Raw genomic sequence first — 18,656 nt, forward strand, 5'->3', positions numbered from 1 at the left:
GCCTTACTCCGCCGCTTCCGCCACCGGCGCCGGCGGCGTCCACTTGAGCACCGGGCTTCTTGCCGCGCGGGTCTCGTCGAGGCGGCGGCGGGGAGCGTGGTAGGGGGCGCCGGTGAAGCGTTCCTTGTCGCCGTTCTTCGCGGCAAAAGCGAGATCGCGCAGCATGGCGATGAAGAGGTCGAGCGACGCCTTCGATTCGGACTCCGTCGGCTCGATCAGCATGGCGCCATGCACCACCAGCGGAAAATACATGGTCATGGGGTGGTACCCCTCGTCGATCATGGCCTTCGCCACGTCCAGCGTGGTCACGCCCGTGTCCTTGAGCCATGCATCGTCGAACAGCACCTCGTGCATGCAGGGCTTGTTGCCGAAGGGCAGCGACATGAGGTCGGCGAGGCCGGCACGGATGTAGTTGGCGTTGAGCACCGCATCCTCGGATGCCTGCTTCATGCCGTCCGAACCGTGCGAGAGCATGTAGGACAGGGCGCGCACATACATGCCCATCTGGCCATGGAAGGCGGTCATGCGGCCGAAGGGCCTCTCGGCGGCATCGGCTTCCTGCTCGACGAGTTCGAAGCCGTTCTTGCCGGCGCGAACGAACGGCACCGGGGCAAACGGCGCGAGGCGCTCGGAGAGCACCACCGGACCGGAGCCCGGGCCGCCGCCGCCATGAGGCGTCGAGAAGGTCTTGTGCAGGTTGATGTGCATGGCGTCGACGCCGAGATCGCCGGGCTTCGCCTTGCCCACGATGGCATTGAAGTTGGCGCCATCGCAGTAGAAATACGCGCCCGCGTCATGGATCGCCTTGGCGATCTCCGCCACCTGCGGCTCGAAGAGCCCGCAGGTGTTCGGGTTCGTGAGCATGATCGCTGCCACATCGGGGCCGAGACGCTCCTTCACGTCCTCCACATGAACCCAGCCGTCCTCGCGGGCCGGCACCGGCTTCACCTTAAAGCCGATGAGCGCTGCGGTGGCTGGGTTTGTGCCGTGCGCCGAATCGGGCACGAGCACCACGTTGCGTGTCGCGCCTTCGCCCTTGGCCTCGATGGCAGCCTTGATCGCCATCATGCCGCAGAGTTCGCCATGGGCGCCGGCCTTCGGCGACAGCGCCACGGCGGTCATGTTGGTGAGCGTGACGAGGTAGCGCCCCAGCTCGTTCATGAGCTCCAGCGCGCCCTGCACTGTGGAGACCGGCTGCAGCGGATGCACGTCCGAGAAGCCCGGCAGGCGCGCCATGCGCTCATTCAGGCGTGCATTGTGCTTCATGGTGCAGGAGCCGAGCGGAAACAGGCCCGTGTCGATCCCGTAATTCTGCTGTGAGAGGCGCACGTAGTGGCGCATCGTCTCCGGCTCGGAGAGGCCCGGCAGGCCGATGGGCTCCTTGCGCTCAAGCCCACCGAGGCGGGGCTTGAAATCCTCCGGCTCGTCGAGGTCGACGCCGGTGGTGTCGTAGCGGCCGATCTCAAACAGCAGCGGCTCGATCTGCGCCAGCGCCTTGTTGCCGGTGAAGGTCGGATGCGCGGTGGTGCCGGTTTCACCGGCGGAAGAGGGACGTCCCTGGCGGTTCAACATCACAGAACCTCCTTTAAGGCGGCGCAGAGGGCCGCACGGTCATCATCGGTGTTCACTTCGGTCGAAGCGACGAGCAACAGGTTGTCGAGGCCGGCGCCAGGCAGCAGGCGCGACACGGGCACGCCCGCGAGCACGCCCTTCTCGGCCAAGCGCTCCACAACTTCGGCCGCGGGCTTTGCGAGCTTCAACGTGAATTCGTTGAAGAATGTCTTGTTGAGCACCTCAACGCCCTTCACGGAAGCCAGCTGATCCGCCAGCTTCACCGCGTTCGCATGGTTGATGCGGGCGAGGCGCGAGAGGCCTGCTTCCCCAAGCAGCGTCATGTGAATGGTGAAGGCGAGCGAGCAGAGGCCCGAATTGGTGCAGATGTTCGAGGTCGCCTTGTCGCGCCGGATGTGCTGCTCGCGGGTGGAGAGCGTGAGCACGAAGCCCCGGCTGCCGTCGGCATCCACGGTCTCGCCGCAGAGGCGACCCGGCATCTGGCGCAGGAACTTCGACTGGGTGGCGAAGAGGCCCACATAGGGCCCGCCGAAGTTCAGCGCATTGCCGATCGACTGCCCCTCGCCCACCACGATGTCGGCACCCTGGCTGCCGGGAGATGCGAGCAGGCCGAGCGACACCGCTTCCGTGAACACCGCGATCAAAAGCACACCGTGCTGGTGCGCCTTCTCGGCGATGGGCTTCAGATCGCGCACGTTGCCGAACACGTCCGGCGACTGCACGACCACGCAGGACACGCTGTCGTCGATCTGAGCCAGAATGTCCTCGGTTCCCGCCACATCCGGCTGCATGGTGACAACGTTGTCGCTCGACATCTCGGAGAGCGTCCTCACCACATCGGCGTAATGCGGATGCAGGCCGCCCGAGAGCACCGCCTTGCGGCGCTTGGTGACGCGATGCGCCATGAGCACCGCCTCGCCCGTGCCGGTGGAGCCGTCATACATGGAGGCGTTCGCCACCTCCATGCCGGTGAGCGCAGCAACTTGGGTCTGGAACTCGAAGAGATATTGCAGCGTGCCTTGAGCAATCTCCGGCTGATACGGCGTGTAGCTCGTCAGGAACTCGGAGCGTTGGATCAGGTGATCGACGGTGGCCGGAACGTGGTGCTTGTAGGCGCCGGCGCCGACGAAGAACGGCACGGAGGATGCCGAAATGTTCTTGGCGGACATGCGGGAGAGGATGCGCTCCACCTCCAGCTCGCCCTTGCGGCGCGGCAGATCCATCGGCTCCTTGAGGAGCAGGTTCTTCGGCACGTCGGCGAACAACTCGTCCACCGTTTTGACGCCGATGCGCGCGAGCATTTCGCCGCGGTCGGTATCGGAAAGAGGCAAATAACGCATCGGCTAAAAACCTTCGTTTCGTTAGTGCGAAGGAATGCCCTTCACGACAATCTCCGTGAGCACGGAATTGGCGATGAAGCATTCCTTGTGGGCGAGGTGATGCATGTCGACGATCTGCTCCGGGGTCGGGCGTTTCTCGCCGGAGAATTCGATGACCGGATCGAGCGTAACCTTCGAGACGAAGAGCTTGCCGTTGTCGTTCGGCGTCATGTGGCCGACCGCTATGTCTTCATAAGAGTCAACGACGAAGCGCTTCTTAGCGGCGATCCCGAGAAAGGTGAGCATGTGGCAGCTCGAGATTGCCGCCACAAAAGCTTCTTCGGGATCGACCGCATCCTCGCGCGAAAGCGGCAGCGGCACGACGGAGGGCGACGACGATCCCGACACTGTGATGCCGCCATCGAACGACCATTGGTGACCGCGGCTGTATTTGTTGTCGGAGAACGCCTCGTTCTCCCCGCGCTTCCAAACCACGGTGGCCGTGTATTCGTGTGCCATTGCCCTGCCGTTCCTTAAGAGATCGACTTCACGAATTCCTGGTACTGCTCTTCGGTCATGAGGCCTTCGAGCTCGCTCTCGTTCGTGAGACGGATCTTCATGAACCAGCCGCGGCCGGCAGCATCCTCGTTCACCGTACCGGGAGAGGCTTCGAGTTCGCTGTTCACCTCGATCACCTCGCCAGAGACGGGGGCATAGACTTCGCTGGCTGCCTTCACGCTCTCGACGACGGCCGCTTCATCGCCCTTCGACAGGCTCTTGCCGACGCTCGGCAGTTCCACGAACACGACATCGCCGAGCTGGCCTTGAGCGTAATCGGAGATGCCGACGATGCCCGCATCGCCTTCGACGCGGATGTATTCGTGGTCCTTGGTGTAGCGCGTGGTCATGTTGAATTCCCTCTTGTCTAGTGTCAGCGCTTGTAGCGATGGGGAGCGAACGGCATGGCCGCGACCTTGGCCGGCAGCGGCTTGCCGCGAACGATGAGATGCAGGTCGGTGCCGACGACGGACGCGTCCTTGACCACATAACCCATGGCGACCGGACCGTTGACCGTGGGGCCGAAGCCGCCGGAGGTCACGATGCCGACCTCGCGTCCGTCTGGTGTGGTGATGACGCTGCCTTCACGAGCTGGAGCGCGGCCCTCGGGCTTGATGCCGACACGAACGCGTGAAGCACCGTCCTTGATCTCGCGCTGAACGCGCTCGGCACCGGGGAAGCCCCCCTCCTCGCGGCGGCGCTTCTGGATCGACCAGATCAGGCCCGCCTCGATGGGCGACGTGGTGGTGTCTATGTCGTGGCCGTAGAGGCACAGGCCCGCTTCGAGGCGCAGCGAATCGCGTGCGCCGAGGCCGATGGCTTTCACCTCCGGATCCGCAAGAAGCGCGCGCCAGAGCTTCGCCGCATCCTCGCCCTTGCAGGAGATCTCGAAACCGTCCTCGCCGGTGTAGCCGGAGCGGGAGACGTGGCACCAGATCCCGTCGATCTGCACGTCGGCGGACATCATGAAGGAAAGCGCGGCAGCTTCAGGCGAAAGTTTCGCGAGAACGGCTTCCGCGGAAGGACCCTGCAGGGCCATCAGGCCGAGGTTGTCCTTGCGGTTCAGGCTCACGCCCTTCGGCAGGCGCGCCTGGATATGAGCGTAGTCCTGCTCCTTCATCGAGGCGTTCACGACGAGATAGAGCCAGCCTTCGTGACCGGGAGCGCCAACGCGGGTCACCATCAGGTCGTCGAGGATGCCGCCGTCATCGGCGAGGAGTTGCGAATAGCGCTGCTGGTTGGGCTTGAGGTTCGCGACATCGGCGGGAATCATCGCTTCGAGAGCCTTGGCCACCGTCTCGTGGCTCTTGTCCTCGGTAACGAGGAAAGCTTGACCCATATGCGAGACGTCGAACAGGCCCGCATGCTCGCGGGTCCAGTTATGCTCGGTCATGATGCCGGTTGGGTACTGCACCGGCATGTCGTAGCCGGCGAACGGCACCATGCGGGCGCCAAGCGCCACATGCTCCGCGTGGAGCGGTGTTTTCAGGAGCGGCTCGTCGCTGTGGGCTGGCTCGGCCATCGGTGTCCCTCAAAGGTGCGCGTTTCATCGAGCCTTGCGGCCCGTTGCTCTGCGCCCCCTCTGTCCCGAGACCTGAGAGATTTCCCTTGGAAGCCGAAGCCCCAGGTTACGCCCGTCGGTGGACGACGCTTTCAAACGTCGTCGCTTTCCAGAGTGCCAGCTCCCGCGCGGTCCTTTGGCCTGAGCGTTTCCGGGGCGGTTGCGCCTTCGGCGCCGGACACGAAGTCCGGTCTCTTCCGCGGGGATCATCGGCTGGTTTTAAGCTCTGAAGAGGAATTGCCCTCCTGTCAACAAAGCAAGGCAGGCCTGTTCACCCTTTAATTGACGGCGGGCCTCCGAGGCTCCATCTTAGTGGCCATCTGTCACAGAAGGGGAGAAGCGCGGCCTGATCCGGTCAGCAGCTCCACGCATCGTTGCTCGAACTGATCATCGCTATCGCCCTCGTCGCCCTCAACGGCGTCTTCGCTCTTTCCGAACTTGCCATCGTGTCCGCCCGCCGGCCCAGGCTCAAGGCCATGGCCGAGCAGGGCCGCTCGGGCGCCAGCACGGCCCTGACCCTCATGGAGGATTCGGGCCGGTTCCTCTCAACGGTCCAGATCGGCATTACCCTGGTGGGCATCCTGGCCGGTGCCTTCTCGGGTGCTGCGCTGGGCGGCAGGCTGACGGACATCTTCTTAGCCCAGGGCATGCCGGAAGGCGCGGCCGAACCTCTCGGCTATGGCATCGTCATCGGCATCATCACTTATCTGTCCATCGTGATCGGCGAGCTCGTGCCCAAGCAGCTGGCCCTGCGTCACCCGGAGGGCATCGCCTGCGCCATGGCCCCGCTGATGCTGGTCGTCTCGAAGGTCGCAGCCCCGGCCGTCTGGCTTCTGAACGCCTCCACCAGCCTGATCTTCAGCCTCTTCGGCACCAAGTCCGACGATTCCTCGACCGTCACCGAAGAGGAGATCAAGATGCTCGTCGGCGAGGCCGAGAGCGCGGGTGTGATCGAGGAGGAGGAGCGCCGCATGATCTCGGGCGTGCTGCGCCTCGGCGACCGCACTGTGCGCGGCCTCATGACGCCCCGGACGGACGTGGACTGGATCGACACCGAGGACAGTGAGGAGACGATCCGCCAATTGCTGATCGAGACCCCGCATTCCCGCCTGCCGGTGAGCGAGGGCACGCCCGACAACGTGATCGGCGTCGTTCAATCGCGGGAGCTTCTGGCGGCCCTGTTGACAGGCCAGCCGCTCGACATCCGCAGCCACCTGCAGCAGGCGCCGGTCATTCCGGACACGCTTTATGCTCTGGATGCCCTGGCAATCCTCAGGGATGCCGAGGTGCCCATGGCGCTGGTCCATGACGAATACGGCCATTTCGAAGGGGTCGTAACCCCGGCCGATGCCCTGGAGGCCATCGTCGGCGCGTTCCGGTCTGACGGCGAGACGCCGGAGCCCGATGCCGTCCGGCGCGAGGATGGCTCCTGGCTGCTCGCAGGCTCCATGCCGGTGGACGAAATGGCCGAGATCCTCGGCGTGACGCTGCCCGAGACCCGCAGCTATCACACGGTGGGCGGCCTGGTGATCAGCGAGCTGCAGCACCTGCCGACCACGGGCGAACACGTGGAGACCTTCGGCTGGCGCTTTGAGGTGATCGACCTCGACGAGCGCCGGATCGACAAGGTGCTGGCCGCTCCCCTCAACCAAAGAGCGGGCGCAGCCGTCCTTTACTGAGTTTTAGCCCCGCCGGCCCGGAGCCGCGCGGGTGCCGAGGCCGACTTCGATCTCGAAGTTGTTGGCGGAGGATGCCGGAACCACGATGCCCTCCTCAACGAGCGAAACCGTCGTCTGGGTCTGACCGGCCGGAATGGCCGCCGCCACCCGGCGGGAGCGGTTGGCGAAAACGGTCGAGCCATCCTTCACGACGATCTGGACCGGCACGTCATAGCGGCCCGCCGATCCGCCGGAACCGAGGAGCGCCCGGGCCTCGACGCCAACCCGCACGAGGATGCTGCCGTCCGGCTGGCCAACACATTCACGGGCGAGGTCACCCAGAGCGATCTGGCTGCGCACGGAGCCGGCATCGCCGGACCGGATGACCGAACCGCCATCCATCACCTCAACGGTCGGGCAATACACGTCGCGGGTCTCGGCGGCCTGGGGTGGCGCCTGGGTCGTTCCCGCGGTGAGCAGCATGTCGCCGACACCGAAGCCGCCCTCGCCCGGCGCTCCGCAGCCGGCCAGGGCCGAAATTCCGAGCACGGCAAGCGCCCAGCCGGCCCTGCGGTTCAATCCCTTGTTCATCATTGTCCCCCACCCTCTCTTATTCGTTACGGAAGGGCATCGAACCCGGCCGCGAACCCATTCAGGAACACGGGAATCCCGATCCCCTCCTCGGGCGTCTGGAAAACGATGAAGGTGGCCTGCTGGCCGGTCTTCATCTGATTGATCAGGTTTTCTTCCATGACGACCTCGGCGACGCAGCCCGACGCCAGGCAGCGCACGAATCCGGCGCGGCCGATATCGGTCTGGTCGATCTTCAGGCCAAGCCCTGAGGGCAGCAGAATACCCAAAGGCGCCACCACGCGCAGGAGGCGGCTTTTGCCGTCGGCGGTTTTCAACATGATAATCACGAGGGTGACGTTGGGGCGGTCCTCCGCAACAACGTTCTGCACCAGGGCGCATTGCTCGGCCGTGGCTCCAGCAGGAGTTTCGCAGCGCATCTGCCAGTCGCCGAAAGTGTTCTTGACCATCCCTTGAGCGCCGGCGCCACTGGCGCCAAGCAGGGATGCCAGCCCCAGGAAAGCTGCCGCGCTATGGCGAACCCATTGCGATGCGCCCATCGGTTTCTCCATTCCGTAAACCCTGTTGAAGGGTCGCGGCATGCGGCCGCTCCGATCCAAAATTGGCCCGTTGGGACCATGCCAGGGGGCGCAATGTCAAGCGAGAGGGGCACTTTGGAGGGCTGAAACGTTTTTTGGCGGTTATGACGCACAGTTTGGAACGCTTCTACCGTTGCGCTTCCGCGCGTCCTGTGGTCTTTGGCGCAGATCAAAGGTGATGGCGCAAGCCGGGCGCCGTTATTCGCACGCCCGCGCCTTCCCCGATGCTTTCATGGCCCTGTGCCATCACATCTTTAGGAGCTTTGGAACGCCGATGCGGATCGAGACTGGACGTCGATCGGTGACCGCCCTCTCCACGGCAGCGGTCGCACTTGTGTTGGGCATAAGTGAGGCGTGGGCCGCCGCCGGGCAGCCCTCCCCTTGGGAAACCGGCATGCAGGAGATGGTGACCGAGTTGGGACAGAGCGTGTCCAACTTCCACACCTACCTTACCTGGCTGATGGCCGCGGTCTGCCTTTTCGTGCTGGCGCTGCTCCTTGCGATCGTTGCCCGCTTCAACGAGAGCAAGAACCCGGTTCCCTCGAAGACCACCCACAACACTCTTCTGGAAGTCGCCTGGACCATCGTCCCGGTGCTGATCCTCGTGGCGATTGCCATCCCGTCCTTCCGCCTGCTGCGCGAGCAGCTCGTCCCGCCACAGGCGGACCTGGTGGTGAAGGCGACCGGCTATTCCTGGTACTGGGGCTATGAGTATCCCGGCGATCAGGGCGGCGGCTTCAAGTTCGATTCGAACATGGTCACCGAGGAAAAGGACCGGAAGCCCGACCAGCCGCGCCTGCTCGGCGCCGACAACGCCATGGTCGTGCCGGTGGGCAAGGTCGTGCGGGTCCAGGTGACCTCCGCCGACGTGCTGCACGCCTTCGCCATGCCGTCCTTCTACATCAAGATCGACGCCGTTCCCGGCCGTCTGAACGAGACTTGGTTCAAGGCCGAGAAGGAAGGCGTCTATTATGGCCAGTGCTCCGAGCTCTGCGGCAACGGCCATCCCTACATGCCCATCGAAATCCGCGTCGTGAGCGAGCAGCAATATGCCGCTTGGCTGGCCGAGGCGAAGCAGCGTTATGCTTCCACGGACGGCTCCGCCCCGGTCAAGTTCGCGAACGCTCAGTAATCTGAAAAGGACCACAGAGGTCTATCATGGCACATGCAGCTGATGCCGCTCACGCGGATCACCACGATCACCTTCCGAGCTTCTGGCGTCGGTGGTTCTATTCCACGAACCACAAGGACATCGGCACGCTCTACATGATCTTCGGCTTCACGGCGGGTATCGTCGGCGGCCTTCTCTCCATCGGAATGCGACTGGAACTCCAGGAGCCCGGCCTTCAGTTCTTCTCGAATCCGCAGGCCTTCAACGTCTTCGTGACCGGCCACGGCCTCATCATGGTGTTCTTCATGGTGATGCCCACCCTGATCGGCGGCTTCGGCAACTGGTTCATCCCGATCATGATCGGCGCGCCCGACATGGCCTTCCCGCGGATGAACAACATCTCGTACTGGCTTACCGTCGCGGCCTTCGCCCTGATGCTCTGCTCGCTCTTCGTCGAGGGCGCTCCGGGCTCGCTGGGCTTCGGCGGCGGCTGGACCGTGTATCCGCCGCTTTCGACCGTCGGCCACCCCGGCCCGGCGCTCGATTTCGGCATCCTGGCCCTGCACCTTGCCGGTGCGGCCTCGATCCTCGGCGCGATCAACTTTATCACGACGATCCTCAACATGCGCGCTCCGGGCATGACGCTGCACAAGATGCCGCTCTTTGCCTGGTCCATGCTGGTGACCGCGTTCCTGCTGCTCCTGTCGCTGCCGGTTCTCGCGGGTGCGATCACGATGCTGCTCACCGACCGCAACTTCGGCACGACCTTCTTCGATCCGTCGGGCGGCGGCGATCCGGTGCTCTACCAGCACTTGTTCTGGTTCTTCGGTCACCCCGAAGTGTACATCATGATCCTGCCGGCCTTCGGCATCGTGTCCCACATCATCTCCACCTTCTCCAAGAAGCCGATCTTCGGCTATCTCGGCATGGCCTACGCCATGGTGGCGATCGGCGTGGTGGGCTTCGTCGTGTGGGCGCACCACATGTACACGGTCGGCCTCTCGCTCCAGACCCAGGCCTATTTCGTGTTCGCCACCATGGTGATCGCGGTTCCCACCGGCGTGAAGATCTTCTCGTGGATCGCCACCATGTGGGGCGGCTCCATCCGCTTCACGGCGGCCATGCAGTGGGCGGTGGGCTTCGTGTTCCTGTTCACGGTCGGCGGCGTCACCGGCGTCGTGTTGGCGAACGCTCCTGTCGACCGCTACATGCACGACACCTACTACGTGGTGGCGCACTTCCACTACGTGCTGTCGCTCGGCGCGGTCTTCGTGATCTTCGCCGGCATGTACTACTGGTTCCCGAAGATCACCGGCTACGTGATGCCCGAATGGATCGGCAAGCTGCACTTCTGGGTCGCCTTCATCGGCTCCAACGTGCTGTTCTTCCCGATGCACTTCCTCGGCCTGTCTGGCATGCCGCGCCGCTATGCGGATTACCCGGATGCCTTCGCGGGCTGGAACATGGTGTCGTCGATTGGCGCCTACGTGTTCTTCGCCGGTCTCTTCATCTTCATGTTCGGCGTGGTCTATGCCTTCATCCGCAAGGAAAAGGCTGCCGCGAACCCGTGGGGTGAAGGTGCGACGACGCTGGAATGGACCCTGTCCTCCCCGCCTCCCTACCACCAGTTCGAGACCCTGCCCCGCGTCATGGACACGGGCCACTAAGACAGCTGAGCCGGGCGGCATTCGCCGCCTGGCTCCTCCCCAGAGGGCTTGAATTTCTCAAGCCTTCCGGCGAGGAGCCGACCATCCGGAGGCCTTTTCGGCCTCGTCACGGCATTTCGGATTTTGTGATGAGCACCATGTCGAACAGTCTGGTCCAACCCCAAGTCGAGAGCCTTGCCACGGCAGGCCTGTCGCAGGGCGACGTATCCGACTTCTTCGCCCTCCTGAAGCCGCGGGTGATGTTTCTCGTCGTCTTCACGGCCCTCGTCGGCATGGTCGTGAGCCCATCCAATGTTCACCCGATCGTGGCCTTCGTGTCGCTCCTGATGATCGCCGTCGGCGGCGGCGCGTCCGGCTGCCTCAACATGTGGTGGGATGCGGATATCGACGCAGTCATGACCCGCACGGCCAAGCGCCCGATCCCGGCCGGCAAGATCCAGCCCGGTGAAGCCCTGGCTTTCGGCGTGACGCTCTCCGTCGGCTCGGTCATCATTCTGGGGCTCGTCAGCAACTGGCTGGCCGCGGGCCTGCTTGCCTTCACGATCTTCTTCTACGTGGTTGTCTATTCCATGTGGCTGAAGCGCTCGACGCCGCAGAACATCGTTATCGGCGGCGCGGCGGGCGCCCTCCCCCCGATCGTCGCGCAGGCAGCCGTGACAGGCCATGTCGCCTGGGACAGCGTGGTGCTGTTCGCCATCATCTTCATGTGGACGCCGCCCCATTTCTGGGCACTCGCCCTGGTGAAATCGGGCGATTACCAGCGCGCCGGCATTCCCATGATGCCGAACGTGGCAGGTCCCGATTCCACCCGCTTCCAGATCCTCGTCTACACGATCCTTCTGGCCCCGCTGGGCATGGCTCCGGTGGTCTTAGGGTTCGGCGGCTTGGCCTATGCCATCATCTCACTCGTCGGCGGCTTCGGCATGCTGGCGCTCGCCCTGCAGGTCTATCGCCTGCGCGAGGGCGAGCCTGCCATGCGGGTGGCCCAGCAGCTCTTCGGCTTCTCGATCCTCTATCTCTTCCTGCTCTTCGCGACACTGCTCGTGGAGCACGGCTTCGGCTTCTTCCGGCCGGTATTCGGGTAGGCCCATGGCAGATCGCAAATCGCACCAGAGCCTGACGCCCGAGGAACAGAAGCGCCGCCGCAGTCGTTCGCTGGCTCTGGCGTTCACCCTCGGGGTCCTCGTGCTGCTGTTCTACGTGGTCACCATCGCGAAGCTCGGACCGGGCGTCCTGCAGCGTCCCATGTGAGGTCGGACATGGCTGAGAACCCGCATATCCAACGCAAGATGCACCGCACGGCATTCGCCTGCCTCGGCCTTGTCGTGGGCATGGTCGGCCTCGCCTATGCGTCCGTTCCCCTCTACGACCTCTTCTGCAAGGTCACCGGGTTCGGCGGCACGCCGATCGCAGTCGACAGCAACGGTTCGCAGGTTATGAACCGGACGATCTCCGTCCGCTTCGATTCCAATGTGGCACCCGGGCTGAACTGGCGCTTTTCGCCGGAAACGCCCGAGGTCAAGGTCAAGCTCGGCGAGACCACGACGGTTCTCTACAAGGTCACCAACAAGGGCGACAGGCCGAGCACGGGCATCGCCACCTACAATGTGCAGCCCGACCTTGCCGGCACCTATTTCTCCAAGCTCGAATGCTTCTGCTTCACCGAGCAGACCCTGCAGCCGGGCGAGACCCTGGAATCCGCGGTCGTCTTCTACGTCGATCCCCGCCTGGCGCAGGATCGCGACGTGAAGGACCTTTCATCCATCACCCTCTCCTACACCTACTTCCCCTCCAAGGGGGGCAAGCCGGTGGCGGAAGTGACATCATCCACCACAACCATCGCTCAATAAGACACGTGACAACTTAAGCGGAAACGTCTTAAAGCGAGTTCACCTTCGAGGCACGGAGACGACACGAAATGGCCGAGGCCCACGCCAAGAACCACGACTATCACATCCTTGAACCGAGCCCGTGGCCGCTCATCGGCGCGGTCAGCGCCTTCCTGATGGCGTCCGGGTTCGTGACCTGGTGGAAAGACATCCACATCGCCGGCATGGATATCGGCGGCTTCATCTTCGGCGCGGGCATCATCGGCGTTCTCTACACCATGCTGTCCTGGTGGACCGATGTGGTGAAGGAGGCCAATACCGGCTCCCACACCCGGGTGGTCCAGCTTCACCATCGCTACGGCATGATCATGTTCATCGCCTCCGAGGTGATGTTCTTCGCCGCCTGGTTCTGGGCCTATTTCGATGCCGCCCTCTATGCCGGCGACCCGCAGCTCTACTCCCGCATCGAGGCGCTCGGCGGCGTGTGGCCCCCGAAGGGCATCGAGACCTTCGACCCCTGGCACCTGCCGCTCCTCAACACCCTGATCCTGCTGACTTCCGGCACCACGGTCACCTGGGCGCACCACGCGCTCCTGCACGGCGACCGTCAGGGCCTGAAGATGGGCCTGTGGCTCACGGTGATCCTCGGCATCTTGTTCAGCTTCGTTCAGGCCTACGAGTACAGCCACGCTGCCTTCGGGTTCAGCGGCAATATCTACGGCGCCACCTTCTTCATGGCGACGGGCTTCCACGGCGCACACGTGATTATCGGCACGATCTTCCTGGCCGTCTGCCTGCTACGCGCCTATCGCGGCGATTTCACGCCGCAGCAGCATCTCGGCTTCGAGTTCGCCGCCTGGTACTGGCACTTCGTCGACGTGGTGTGGCTCTTCCTCTTCGCCGCCATCTATGTGTGGGGCTACGGCGGAAGCGGAGCCGGCCACTAAGCCGCTTGTCGAATAAAACTCAGCAAGGGCGGCTTCACGGCCGCCCTTCGCATTTTCGGGGTTGCATCACCATCTGTCGGTCAGCCCCACCGGCCCAATCTGGAGAAAAGCCGTGGCTCATGACCCGTCCGCCCCCTCGCCTATCACCACCGGCCTCAAAGGGCTGTGCCCCCGCTGCGGCAAGGGACATGTGTTCAAGGGCTTTCTCACCGTGCAGCCGAAATGCGAGGTCTGCGGCCTCGATCTCGCCTTTACCGATACAGGCGACGGCCCGGCATTCTTCGTCATGTCGTTTGTGGGCATCGTAGTGGTAGCCCTGGCGCTGTGGGCCGAGTTCACCTACGAGCCGCCGATCTGGCTCCATCTCGTCATGTGGACGGTTCTGAGCATTGCCTTGAGCCTCCTGATGGTGCGGCCGCTCAAGGGCGTCCTGATGAACCTGCAGTATCACCACAAGGCCGAGGAAGGACGCTTCGAGAAGTGACCGCCTCCCGCCTACACAAGGGCAGATCCCTTATTCTGCCGGGCTTGGCGGCCCTGGTGGCGCTTGCCATCCTGATCGGCCTGGGAACCTGGCAGCTTCAGCGAAAGGCCTGGAAGGAAGACCTGATCGCGCAGATCGAGACCCGCGCCTATGGCGAGCCCGGCGCCATCCTGCCGGAGGCGGATTGGCCCGCCTGGCGCGCCGATCAGGACGAATTCCGGAAGGTGCGGGTGACCGGCACCTTCCTCCATCAGTTCGAGGCCCCGGTCTATGGCCTCGCCCGCGGCGAGCGGCAGGGAGCCCCGATCCAGGGCTATTACCTGATCACACCCCTCAAGCTGGCCACTGGCGCCATCGTGATGGTCAACCGCGGCTTCGTGCCCACCGACCTGCGCTATCCAGGCACCCGCCCCGAAAGCCAGCCGGCGGGCGAAGTCACGGTGACCGGCCTCATCCGGGCGCCCGAAATCCGCAATTCCTTCACGCCTGACGATGACCCGGCCCGCAACCAATGGTTCGCCCGCGATTCGCAGGCCATCGCAGCAGCCCACAACCTCGAACGGGTTGCCCCGTTCCTGATCGACGCCGATGCGAGCCCCAATCCCGGCGGCTGGCCGCGTGGCGGGCAGACGCCCCTGACCCTGCCGAACAATCACCTGCAATATGTGATCACCTGGTACGGCATTGCCCTGACCCTGGTCGGCGTCTTCGCGGCCTTCGCCTGGCGGCGCCTGAGGGAGCCGGATTCAGACGAGCTGAAACTGGAAGAATAGGCCGAAGCCGAGGATAACCAGGCCGGCGCTGACGACCTTGGCGACAAAGAGCCACCTCAGCAGCGCATCCGTCTCTGCCCGGTGCTCCGCTTTTTCTGCACGGCTCATGCCCTCCCGCGCCTTGAACTGTTGAGCGTATAGCGATGTGGTCATGACATTGCTCACGGCCCCATCCTTCTCCAGCTCGATGCGCTGAGCCATGAAGCCGACAAGGAGGCCTAGAACGCCCAATCCAAGAAAGCCCGCGAGCAGGAACGATCCCACCACAACGCCTGCCAGCACGCCCACAAGGATGGGAAGCAGGATCCAGTCGATCCGTGTCATGCGCATGAACTCGATCCTCTCGATAGAATGCGAGCTTGGCTTATAATCCTGCCTATTGTAGCATGTTTCACATGTTCACGCTGATCATGACCGTAACCCATCTCACGATGCGCCTTGCAGGGCGTACGGGAGAGGCTTTGCGCGTCTAAGTTAGCGTCGAGCATTCCTGACAAGCCCTGCGGAGACGAGCAGGGCTTCTCAAGGGTTCGGTTCGCCTCCGCCTTCATCCAGAGGAGAGCGACATGAACCTGCAGCCCGACATTCATCCCCCCAGTTCCGCCGATGACATCGTCATTCGCGCGGCGCGTCCCGCCGATTGCGAAGGCATCGCGGCCTTGGGCAACATGCCCGGCTATCGCTGGGGCACCCTGCGCCTGCCCTATCAGACGCCCGAAGCCACCCGGAAATGGCTCGAAGGCATCAACCCGTCCAACAATGTCAGCCTCGTGGTGGAAAAGGACGGCCGGATCATCGGCAACGGCGGCTTCGAGCGGCATCAGGGCCGGCGCGCCCATGTGGCCTATCTGGGCATGGGCCTGCACGACGATTTCCACAGCCGCGGCATCGGCTCCAGGCTGCTGCGCGAGCTCATCATGATCGCCGACGAGTGGCTGAACCTGAGGCGGATCGAGCTCACGGTCTACGTGGACAACGTAGCCGCAATCGCGCTCTACAAGCGCAACGGTTTCGAGACCGAGGGCACGCACAGGGATTTCGCCTTCCGGGACGGCGCCTTCGCCGATGCCTATGCGATGGCCAGGATAAAACCTTGAGCTCTGCGACCGGATGCGGCTTGCCGTGTCCGGTCATGCCTCCTAATGTCCGGCCGAATTTCCAGGAGATCGACATTGCTCCATGTCTCGACCCGGGGAGAAGCCCCGGCGCTCGGTTTCACTGACGCCCTGCTGACCGGCCTCGCCCGCGACGGCGGCCTCTACCTGCCAGAAAGCTGGCCGACCCTGACGGCCGAGACGATCCGTGGCTTTACCGGCAAGCCCTATGCCGAGGTAGCCAAAGCCGTGCTCGGGCCGCTGATCGACGGCGACATCCCCGAGGCTGCACTGGGCCGGATGATCGACGAGTCCTACGCCTCCTTCCGTCACGCCGCCGTTTGCCCGCTGACCCAGCTCGGCGACAACCTGTTCATGCTCGAGCTCTTTCACGGCCCCACGCTCGCGTTCAAGGACGTGGCGATGCAGCTGCTCGGGCGGCTCATGGACCATGTACTGAAAGCCCGCGGGGCCCGCGCGACCATCGTGGGCGCGACCTCGGGCGATACGGGCAGCGCGGCCGTCGAGGCATTCAAGGGCCTCGATCAGGTCGACATCTTCATCCTCTACCCGCATGGCCGCGTGTCGGACGTGCAGCGCCGGCAGATGACCACGGTTGCCTCGCCCAATGTCCATGCGCTCGCGGTGGAAGGCACCTTCGACGATTGCCAGAATATGGTGAAGGGCATGTTCAACCATGCCCGCTTCCGCGATGAGCTGCAGCTCTCAGGGGTCAACTCCATCAACTGGGCCCGCGTGGCGGCTCAAGCCGTTTACTACTTCACCGCCGCCGTTGCCCTGGGCTCCCCGCACCGCCCGGTCTCGTTCTCCGTGCCCACGGGCAATTTCGGCGACATCCTCGCCGGATGGGTGGCCAAGCGCATGGGCCTGCCCATCGACCGGCTGATGATCGGCACCAATGCCAACGATATTCTGGCCCGCACGCTGGGCTCAGGAAGCTATGAGATGAAGGGCGTGCATCCCACGACCTCGCCGTCCATGGACATCCAGATCTCGTCCAATTTCGAGCGCCTGCTATTCGAGGCTTACGGCCGGAATGGCGAGGCGGTCAGCCGCCTCATGGCGAGCCTCCACCAGTCCCGCGCCTTCCTGATTGACGCCGAGCCACTCGCCCGCATCCGCGAGGAGTTCTCGGCCCAAGCTGTGAACGAGGACAACGTGATTGCCGAGATGGCCGAGACCTACCGCACCACTGGCTACGTGCTCGATCCGCACAGCGCCGTCGGCACCCGCGCCGCCCGCGCCCTGTTGAGGCAGGATCCCGAAACGCCCGTCGTGGCCCTGTCCACCGCCCATCCGGCCAAATTCCCGGACGCGGTCGAGCGCGCGATGGGCCTGCGCCCCGCACTTCCGCCGCACATGGCTGATCTGATGGAGGGCAAGGAAAGCTTCACGGTTCTCCCCAACGATCAGGCTGCGGTCGAGCGCTTCATCCGCGAGCGCGCGCGGGCGGTCAAAGGCGCTGCCGCATGAACCAGCATTTCGTCCGCGAGAAGCGGATCGACATCACCACCTTGTCCAACGGCCTCATGGTCGCCACCGAGCGGATGCCCGAGATCGCCACCGCGACGCTGGGCGTCTGGGTCGGCACCGGCTCGCGCCACGAAGAGCCGCATGAGCATGGCCTGTCGCATCTCATCGAGCACATGGCGTTCAAGGGCACGGCGCGGCGCTCCGCCCGCCAGATCGCTGAGGACATCGAGAATGTGGGCGGCGACATCAACGCGGCCACCAGCGTCGAATACACGAGCTACACGGCGCGGGTTCTCGGCGAGAACGTGGACGTTGCCCTCGACGTGCTCGGCGACATCCTCATCCACTCGGCTTTTGACGCAGGCGAACTCGCCCGCGAGAAGGGCGTGATCCTGCAGGAATACGCCGCCGTCGAGGATACGCCGGACGATCTGATCTACGACGCCTTCATGGAAACGGCCTTCGCAGGACAAGCCGTCGGCCGTCCGATCCTCGGCACGCCGGAGACCATCAAGAGCTTCGACGAGGCGACGATCCGGGCCTTCCTGGCGCGGGAATACACGCCTGGCAAGATGGTGCTGGCGGCCGCCGGCGATGTGGAACATGCCCAGATCGTCGACCTGGCCGAGCGCCTGTTCGGCGCCATGCCGACTGTTCCGGCGCGTCAGCCCGAGGCAGGCCGCTATACCGGCGGCGAGCGGCGGATCTCCCGCAAGCTCGAACAGGCGAACATCGTGCTTGGCCTGCCGGGGCTCTCGTTCAAGGATCCCAATTACTACGCGGCCCATCTCTTCGCCCACATGCTCGGCGGGGGCCTGACCTCTCGTCTCTGGCATGAGGTGCGCGAGACCCGCGGCCTCGCCTATTCCATCGATTCCTTCCACTGGCCCTTCTCCGATTGCGGCCTCTTCGGCATCGGCGCTGGAACGGCGGGATCGGATGTGCGCGAGTTGATGGACGTGACGCTCGCCTGCATGGTCCAGGCCACGCAGGACATCAGCGAGATCGAGCTGATCCGTGCCAAGGCACAGATGAAGGTGGCCCTGCTCACCGCCCTGGAAACTCCAGGCGGCCGCATGGAACGCGTAGCCCGTCAGCTCCTGTCCTGGGGCCGGGTGGTCGACAGCGAGGAGATCGTCCGCAAGGTCGATGCCCTCGAGGTGGAGCATGTGCGCGAGGCGGGCCGCTCTCTCCTGCAGGGTGCGCCCACCATGGCGGCAATCGGACCGATCAAGGCGCTGCCGTCCTTGGAGAACATCGCCTCGGGGCTGCGCGGCTGATTTTTCTGCCGCGCCTACCCCATGGGCATGGCTGTTTCTCCTCAATCCCGCCGCAAACGGGCCCCATGGCCCTTAGCGCATCGTGCGGAAAAGTGGCCCCGGTTTTCCGCGCTCAACGATGCGCATATTAAGAATAGATC

The 18,656-nt window shown here is 64.2% G+C and carries 20 protein-coding genes and 1 riboswitch; of the genes, 12 read left to right on the forward strand and 8 right to left on the reverse strand.

Translation table 11 applies throughout. The annotated features are described in order from the left end of the window. Nucleotides 1-3: 3 nt before the first annotated feature. Genes gcvPB through gcvT form a run of 5 tightly spaced genes read right to left on the reverse strand, consistent with a single transcriptional unit; the run spans nucleotide 4 to nucleotide 4,971 of the window. Entirely contained in the window at nucleotides 4-1,572 is a 1,569-nt protein-coding gene (gene gcvPB, locus JKL45_RS10770; protein ID WP_201861128.1) for an aminomethyl-transferring glycine dehydrogenase subunit GcvPB, read from the reverse strand. Beyond that, on the reverse strand, nucleotides 1,572-2,912 hold the full coding sequence (gene gcvPA, locus JKL45_RS10775) for an aminomethyl-transferring glycine dehydrogenase subunit GcvPA (RefSeq protein WP_201861129.1): 1,341 nt from the start codon (nucleotides 2,910-2,912) through the stop codon (nucleotides 1,572-1,574). The genes gcvPB and gcvPA overlap by 1 nt, the downstream gene beginning before the upstream one ends. A gap of 21 nt (nucleotides 2,913-2,933) precedes the next feature. After that, nucleotides 2,934-3,410: an OsmC family protein gene (locus JKL45_RS10780; protein WP_201861130.1), complete on the reverse strand. Its 477-nt coding sequence runs from the start codon at nucleotides 3,408-3,410 to the stop codon at nucleotides 2,934-2,936. Nucleotides 3,411-3,424: 14 nt separating this feature from the next. Continuing rightward, nucleotides 3,425-3,799 carry a glycine cleavage system protein GcvH gene (gene gcvH / locus JKL45_RS10785; protein ID WP_201861131.1) on the reverse strand — a complete coding sequence of 125 codons (375 nt, stop codon included), beginning with the start codon at nucleotides 3,797-3,799 and terminating at the stop codon, nucleotides 3,425-3,427. A gap of 23 nt (nucleotides 3,800-3,822) precedes the next feature. Beyond that, nucleotides 3,823-4,971, reverse strand: coding sequence for a glycine cleavage system aminomethyltransferase GcvT (gene gcvT / locus JKL45_RS10790; protein ID WP_201861132.1), 1,149 nt, complete (start codon nucleotides 4,969-4,971; stop codon nucleotides 3,823-3,825). Between the two features lie 158 nt (nucleotides 4,972-5,129). Next, a riboswitch (glycine riboswitch) is annotated at nucleotides 5,130-5,220 on the reverse strand. Between the two features lie 164 nt (nucleotides 5,221-5,384). Between gcvT and JKL45_RS10795 the strand changes: the two genes are divergently transcribed. Next, a complete protein-coding gene (locus tag JKL45_RS10795; protein ID WP_201861133.1) occupies nucleotides 5,385-6,689 on the forward strand; it encodes a hemolysin family protein in 1,305 nt (434 codons plus the stop codon). A gap of 3 nt (nucleotides 6,690-6,692) precedes the next feature. Here the strand turns inward: JKL45_RS10795 and JKL45_RS10800 are convergent, their stop codons facing one another. Next, entirely contained in the window at nucleotides 6,693-7,262 is a 570-nt protein-coding gene (locus tag JKL45_RS10800; RefSeq protein ID WP_201861134.1) for a hypothetical protein, read from the reverse strand. A gap of 23 nt (nucleotides 7,263-7,285) precedes the next feature. After that, nucleotides 7,286-7,798: an invasion associated locus B family protein gene (locus JKL45_RS10805; RefSeq protein ID WP_201861135.1), complete on the reverse strand. Its 513-nt coding sequence runs from the start codon at nucleotides 7,796-7,798 to the stop codon at nucleotides 7,286-7,288. A gap of 313 nt (nucleotides 7,799-8,111) precedes the next feature. On the opposite strand from JKL45_RS10805, the gene coxB reads away from it, so the two are divergent. The 8 genes from coxB (at nucleotide 8,112) to JKL45_RS10845 (ending at nucleotide 14,648) form a co-directional block, all read left to right on the forward strand. Then, nucleotides 8,112-8,969: a cytochrome c oxidase subunit II gene (coxB, locus tag JKL45_RS10810; RefSeq protein WP_201861177.1), complete on the forward strand. Its 858-nt coding sequence runs from the start codon at nucleotides 8,112-8,114 to the stop codon at nucleotides 8,967-8,969. A gap of 26 nt (nucleotides 8,970-8,995) precedes the next feature. Continuing rightward, nucleotides 8,996-10,615 (forward strand): cytochrome c oxidase subunit I, encoded by a 1,620-nt coding sequence (gene ctaD / locus JKL45_RS10815; RefSeq protein WP_201861136.1) that lies wholly within the window; start codon nucleotides 8,996-8,998, stop codon nucleotides 10,613-10,615. 128 nt (nucleotides 10,616-10,743) lie between these two features. Further along, the gene (locus JKL45_RS10820; protein ID WP_201861137.1) at nucleotides 10,744-11,700 is read left to right on the forward strand and encodes a heme o synthase; all 957 of its coding nucleotides are present in this window, start codon (nucleotides 10,744-10,746) and stop codon (nucleotides 11,698-11,700) included. A 4-nt stretch (nucleotides 11,701-11,704) separates the two neighbouring features. After that, a complete protein-coding gene (locus JKL45_RS10825) occupies nucleotides 11,705-11,866 on the forward strand; it encodes a cytochrome c oxidase system small membrane protein (protein WP_201861138.1) in 162 nt (53 codons plus the stop codon). 8 nt (nucleotides 11,867-11,874) lie between these two features. Continuing rightward, the gene (locus tag JKL45_RS10830; RefSeq protein ID WP_201861139.1) at nucleotides 11,875-12,465 is read left to right on the forward strand and encodes a cytochrome c oxidase assembly protein; all 591 of its coding nucleotides are present in this window, start codon (nucleotides 11,875-11,877) and stop codon (nucleotides 12,463-12,465) included. 68 nt (nucleotides 12,466-12,533) lie between these two features. After that, nucleotides 12,534-13,391 carry a cytochrome c oxidase subunit 3 gene (locus tag JKL45_RS10835; RefSeq protein ID WP_201861140.1) on the forward strand — a complete coding sequence of 286 codons (858 nt, stop codon included), beginning with the start codon at nucleotides 12,534-12,536 and terminating at the stop codon, nucleotides 13,389-13,391. Between the two features lie 112 nt (nucleotides 13,392-13,503). Next, entirely contained in the window at nucleotides 13,504-13,875 is a 372-nt protein-coding gene (locus JKL45_RS10840) for a DUF983 domain-containing protein (RefSeq protein WP_201861141.1), read from the forward strand. Next, nucleotides 13,872-14,648 (forward strand): SURF1 family protein, encoded by a 777-nt coding sequence (locus JKL45_RS10845; protein ID WP_201861142.1) that lies wholly within the window; start codon nucleotides 13,872-13,874, stop codon nucleotides 14,646-14,648. Before JKL45_RS10840 ends, JKL45_RS10845 begins: the two co-directional genes overlap by 4 nt. Here the strand turns inward: JKL45_RS10845 and JKL45_RS10850 are convergent. Beyond that, nucleotides 14,622-14,978: a hypothetical protein gene (locus tag JKL45_RS10850; protein WP_201861143.1), complete on the reverse strand. Its 357-nt coding sequence runs from the start codon at nucleotides 14,976-14,978 to the stop codon at nucleotides 14,622-14,624. The two genes, JKL45_RS10845 and JKL45_RS10850, sit on opposite strands and share 27 nt — an antisense overlap. 236 nt (nucleotides 14,979-15,214) lie before the next feature. Between JKL45_RS10850 and JKL45_RS10855 the strand changes: the two genes are divergently transcribed. The 3 genes from JKL45_RS10855 to JKL45_RS10865 all read left to right on the forward strand — a co-directional run bounded on the left by JKL45_RS10855 (nucleotide 15,215) and on the right by JKL45_RS10865 (nucleotide 18,516). Further along, the gene (locus tag JKL45_RS10855) at nucleotides 15,215-15,745 is read left to right on the forward strand and encodes a GNAT family N-acetyltransferase (RefSeq protein WP_201861144.1); all 531 of its coding nucleotides are present in this window, start codon (nucleotides 15,215-15,217) and stop codon (nucleotides 15,743-15,745) included. Nucleotides 15,746-15,820: 75 nt separating this feature from the next. After that, a complete protein-coding gene (gene thrC, locus JKL45_RS10860; RefSeq protein ID WP_201861145.1) occupies nucleotides 15,821-17,236 on the forward strand; it encodes a threonine synthase in 1,416 nt (471 codons plus the stop codon). Then, entirely contained in the window at nucleotides 17,233-18,516 is a 1,284-nt protein-coding gene (locus tag JKL45_RS10865) for a M16 family metallopeptidase (RefSeq protein ID WP_201861146.1), read from the forward strand. Before thrC ends, JKL45_RS10865 begins: the two co-directional genes overlap by 4 nt. Nucleotides 18,517-18,656 lie beyond the last annotated feature (140 nt).

This window comes from Microvirga soli (genome assembly GCF_016734765.1).
Classification (GTDB): domain Bacteria; phylum Pseudomonadota; class Alphaproteobacteria; order Rhizobiales; family Beijerinckiaceae; genus Microvirga; species Microvirga soli.

Excerpts from the sequence above, each read along its gene's own strand:
- gcvPB (WP_201861128.1), bottom strand. The coding sequence starts at position 1,572 with ATGTTGAACCGCCAGGGACGTCCCTCTTCCGCCGGTGAAACCGGCACC.
- gcvPA (WP_201861129.1), bottom strand. The coding sequence starts at position 2,912 with ATGCGTTATTTGCCTCTTTCCGATACCGACCGCGGCGAAATGCTCGCG.
- JKL45_RS10780 (WP_201861130.1), bottom strand. The coding sequence starts at position 3,410 with ATGGCACACGAATACACGGCCACCGTGGTTTGGAAGCGCGGGGAGAAC.
- gcvH (WP_201861131.1), bottom strand. The coding sequence starts at position 3,799 with ATGACCACGCGCTACACCAAGGACCACGAATACATCCGCGTCGAAGGC.
- gcvT (WP_201861132.1), bottom strand. The coding sequence starts at position 4,971 with ATGGCCGAGCCAGCCCACAGCGACGAGCCGCTCCTGAAAACACCGCTC.
- JKL45_RS10800 (WP_201861134.1), bottom strand. The coding sequence starts at position 7,262 with ATGATGAACAAGGGATTGAACCGCAGGGCCGGCTGGGCGCTTGCCGTG.
- JKL45_RS10805 (WP_201861135.1), bottom strand. The coding sequence starts at position 7,798 with ATGGGCGCATCGCAATGGGTTCGCCATAGCGCGGCAGCTTTCCTGGGG.
- coxB (WP_201861177.1), top strand. The coding sequence starts at position 8,112 with ATGCGGATCGAGACTGGACGTCGATCGGTGACCGCCCTCTCCACGGCA.
- ctaD (WP_201861136.1), top strand. The coding sequence starts at position 8,996 with ATGGCACATGCAGCTGATGCCGCTCACGCGGATCACCACGATCACCTT.
- JKL45_RS10820 (WP_201861137.1), top strand. The coding sequence starts at position 10,744 with ATGAGCACCATGTCGAACAGTCTGGTCCAACCCCAAGTCGAGAGCCTT.
- JKL45_RS10825 (WP_201861138.1), top strand. The coding sequence starts at position 11,705 with ATGGCAGATCGCAAATCGCACCAGAGCCTGACGCCCGAGGAACAGAAG.
- JKL45_RS10830 (WP_201861139.1), top strand. The coding sequence starts at position 11,875 with ATGGCTGAGAACCCGCATATCCAACGCAAGATGCACCGCACGGCATTC.
- JKL45_RS10835 (WP_201861140.1), top strand. The coding sequence starts at position 12,534 with ATGGCCGAGGCCCACGCCAAGAACCACGACTATCACATCCTTGAACCG.
- JKL45_RS10850 (WP_201861143.1), bottom strand. The coding sequence starts at position 14,978 with ATGCGCATGACACGGATCGACTGGATCCTGCTTCCCATCCTTGTGGGC.
- JKL45_RS10855 (WP_201861144.1), top strand. The coding sequence starts at position 15,215 with ATGAACCTGCAGCCCGACATTCATCCCCCCAGTTCCGCCGATGACATC.
- JKL45_RS10865 (WP_201861146.1), top strand. The coding sequence starts at position 17,233 with ATGAACCAGCATTTCGTCCGCGAGAAGCGGATCGACATCACCACCTTG.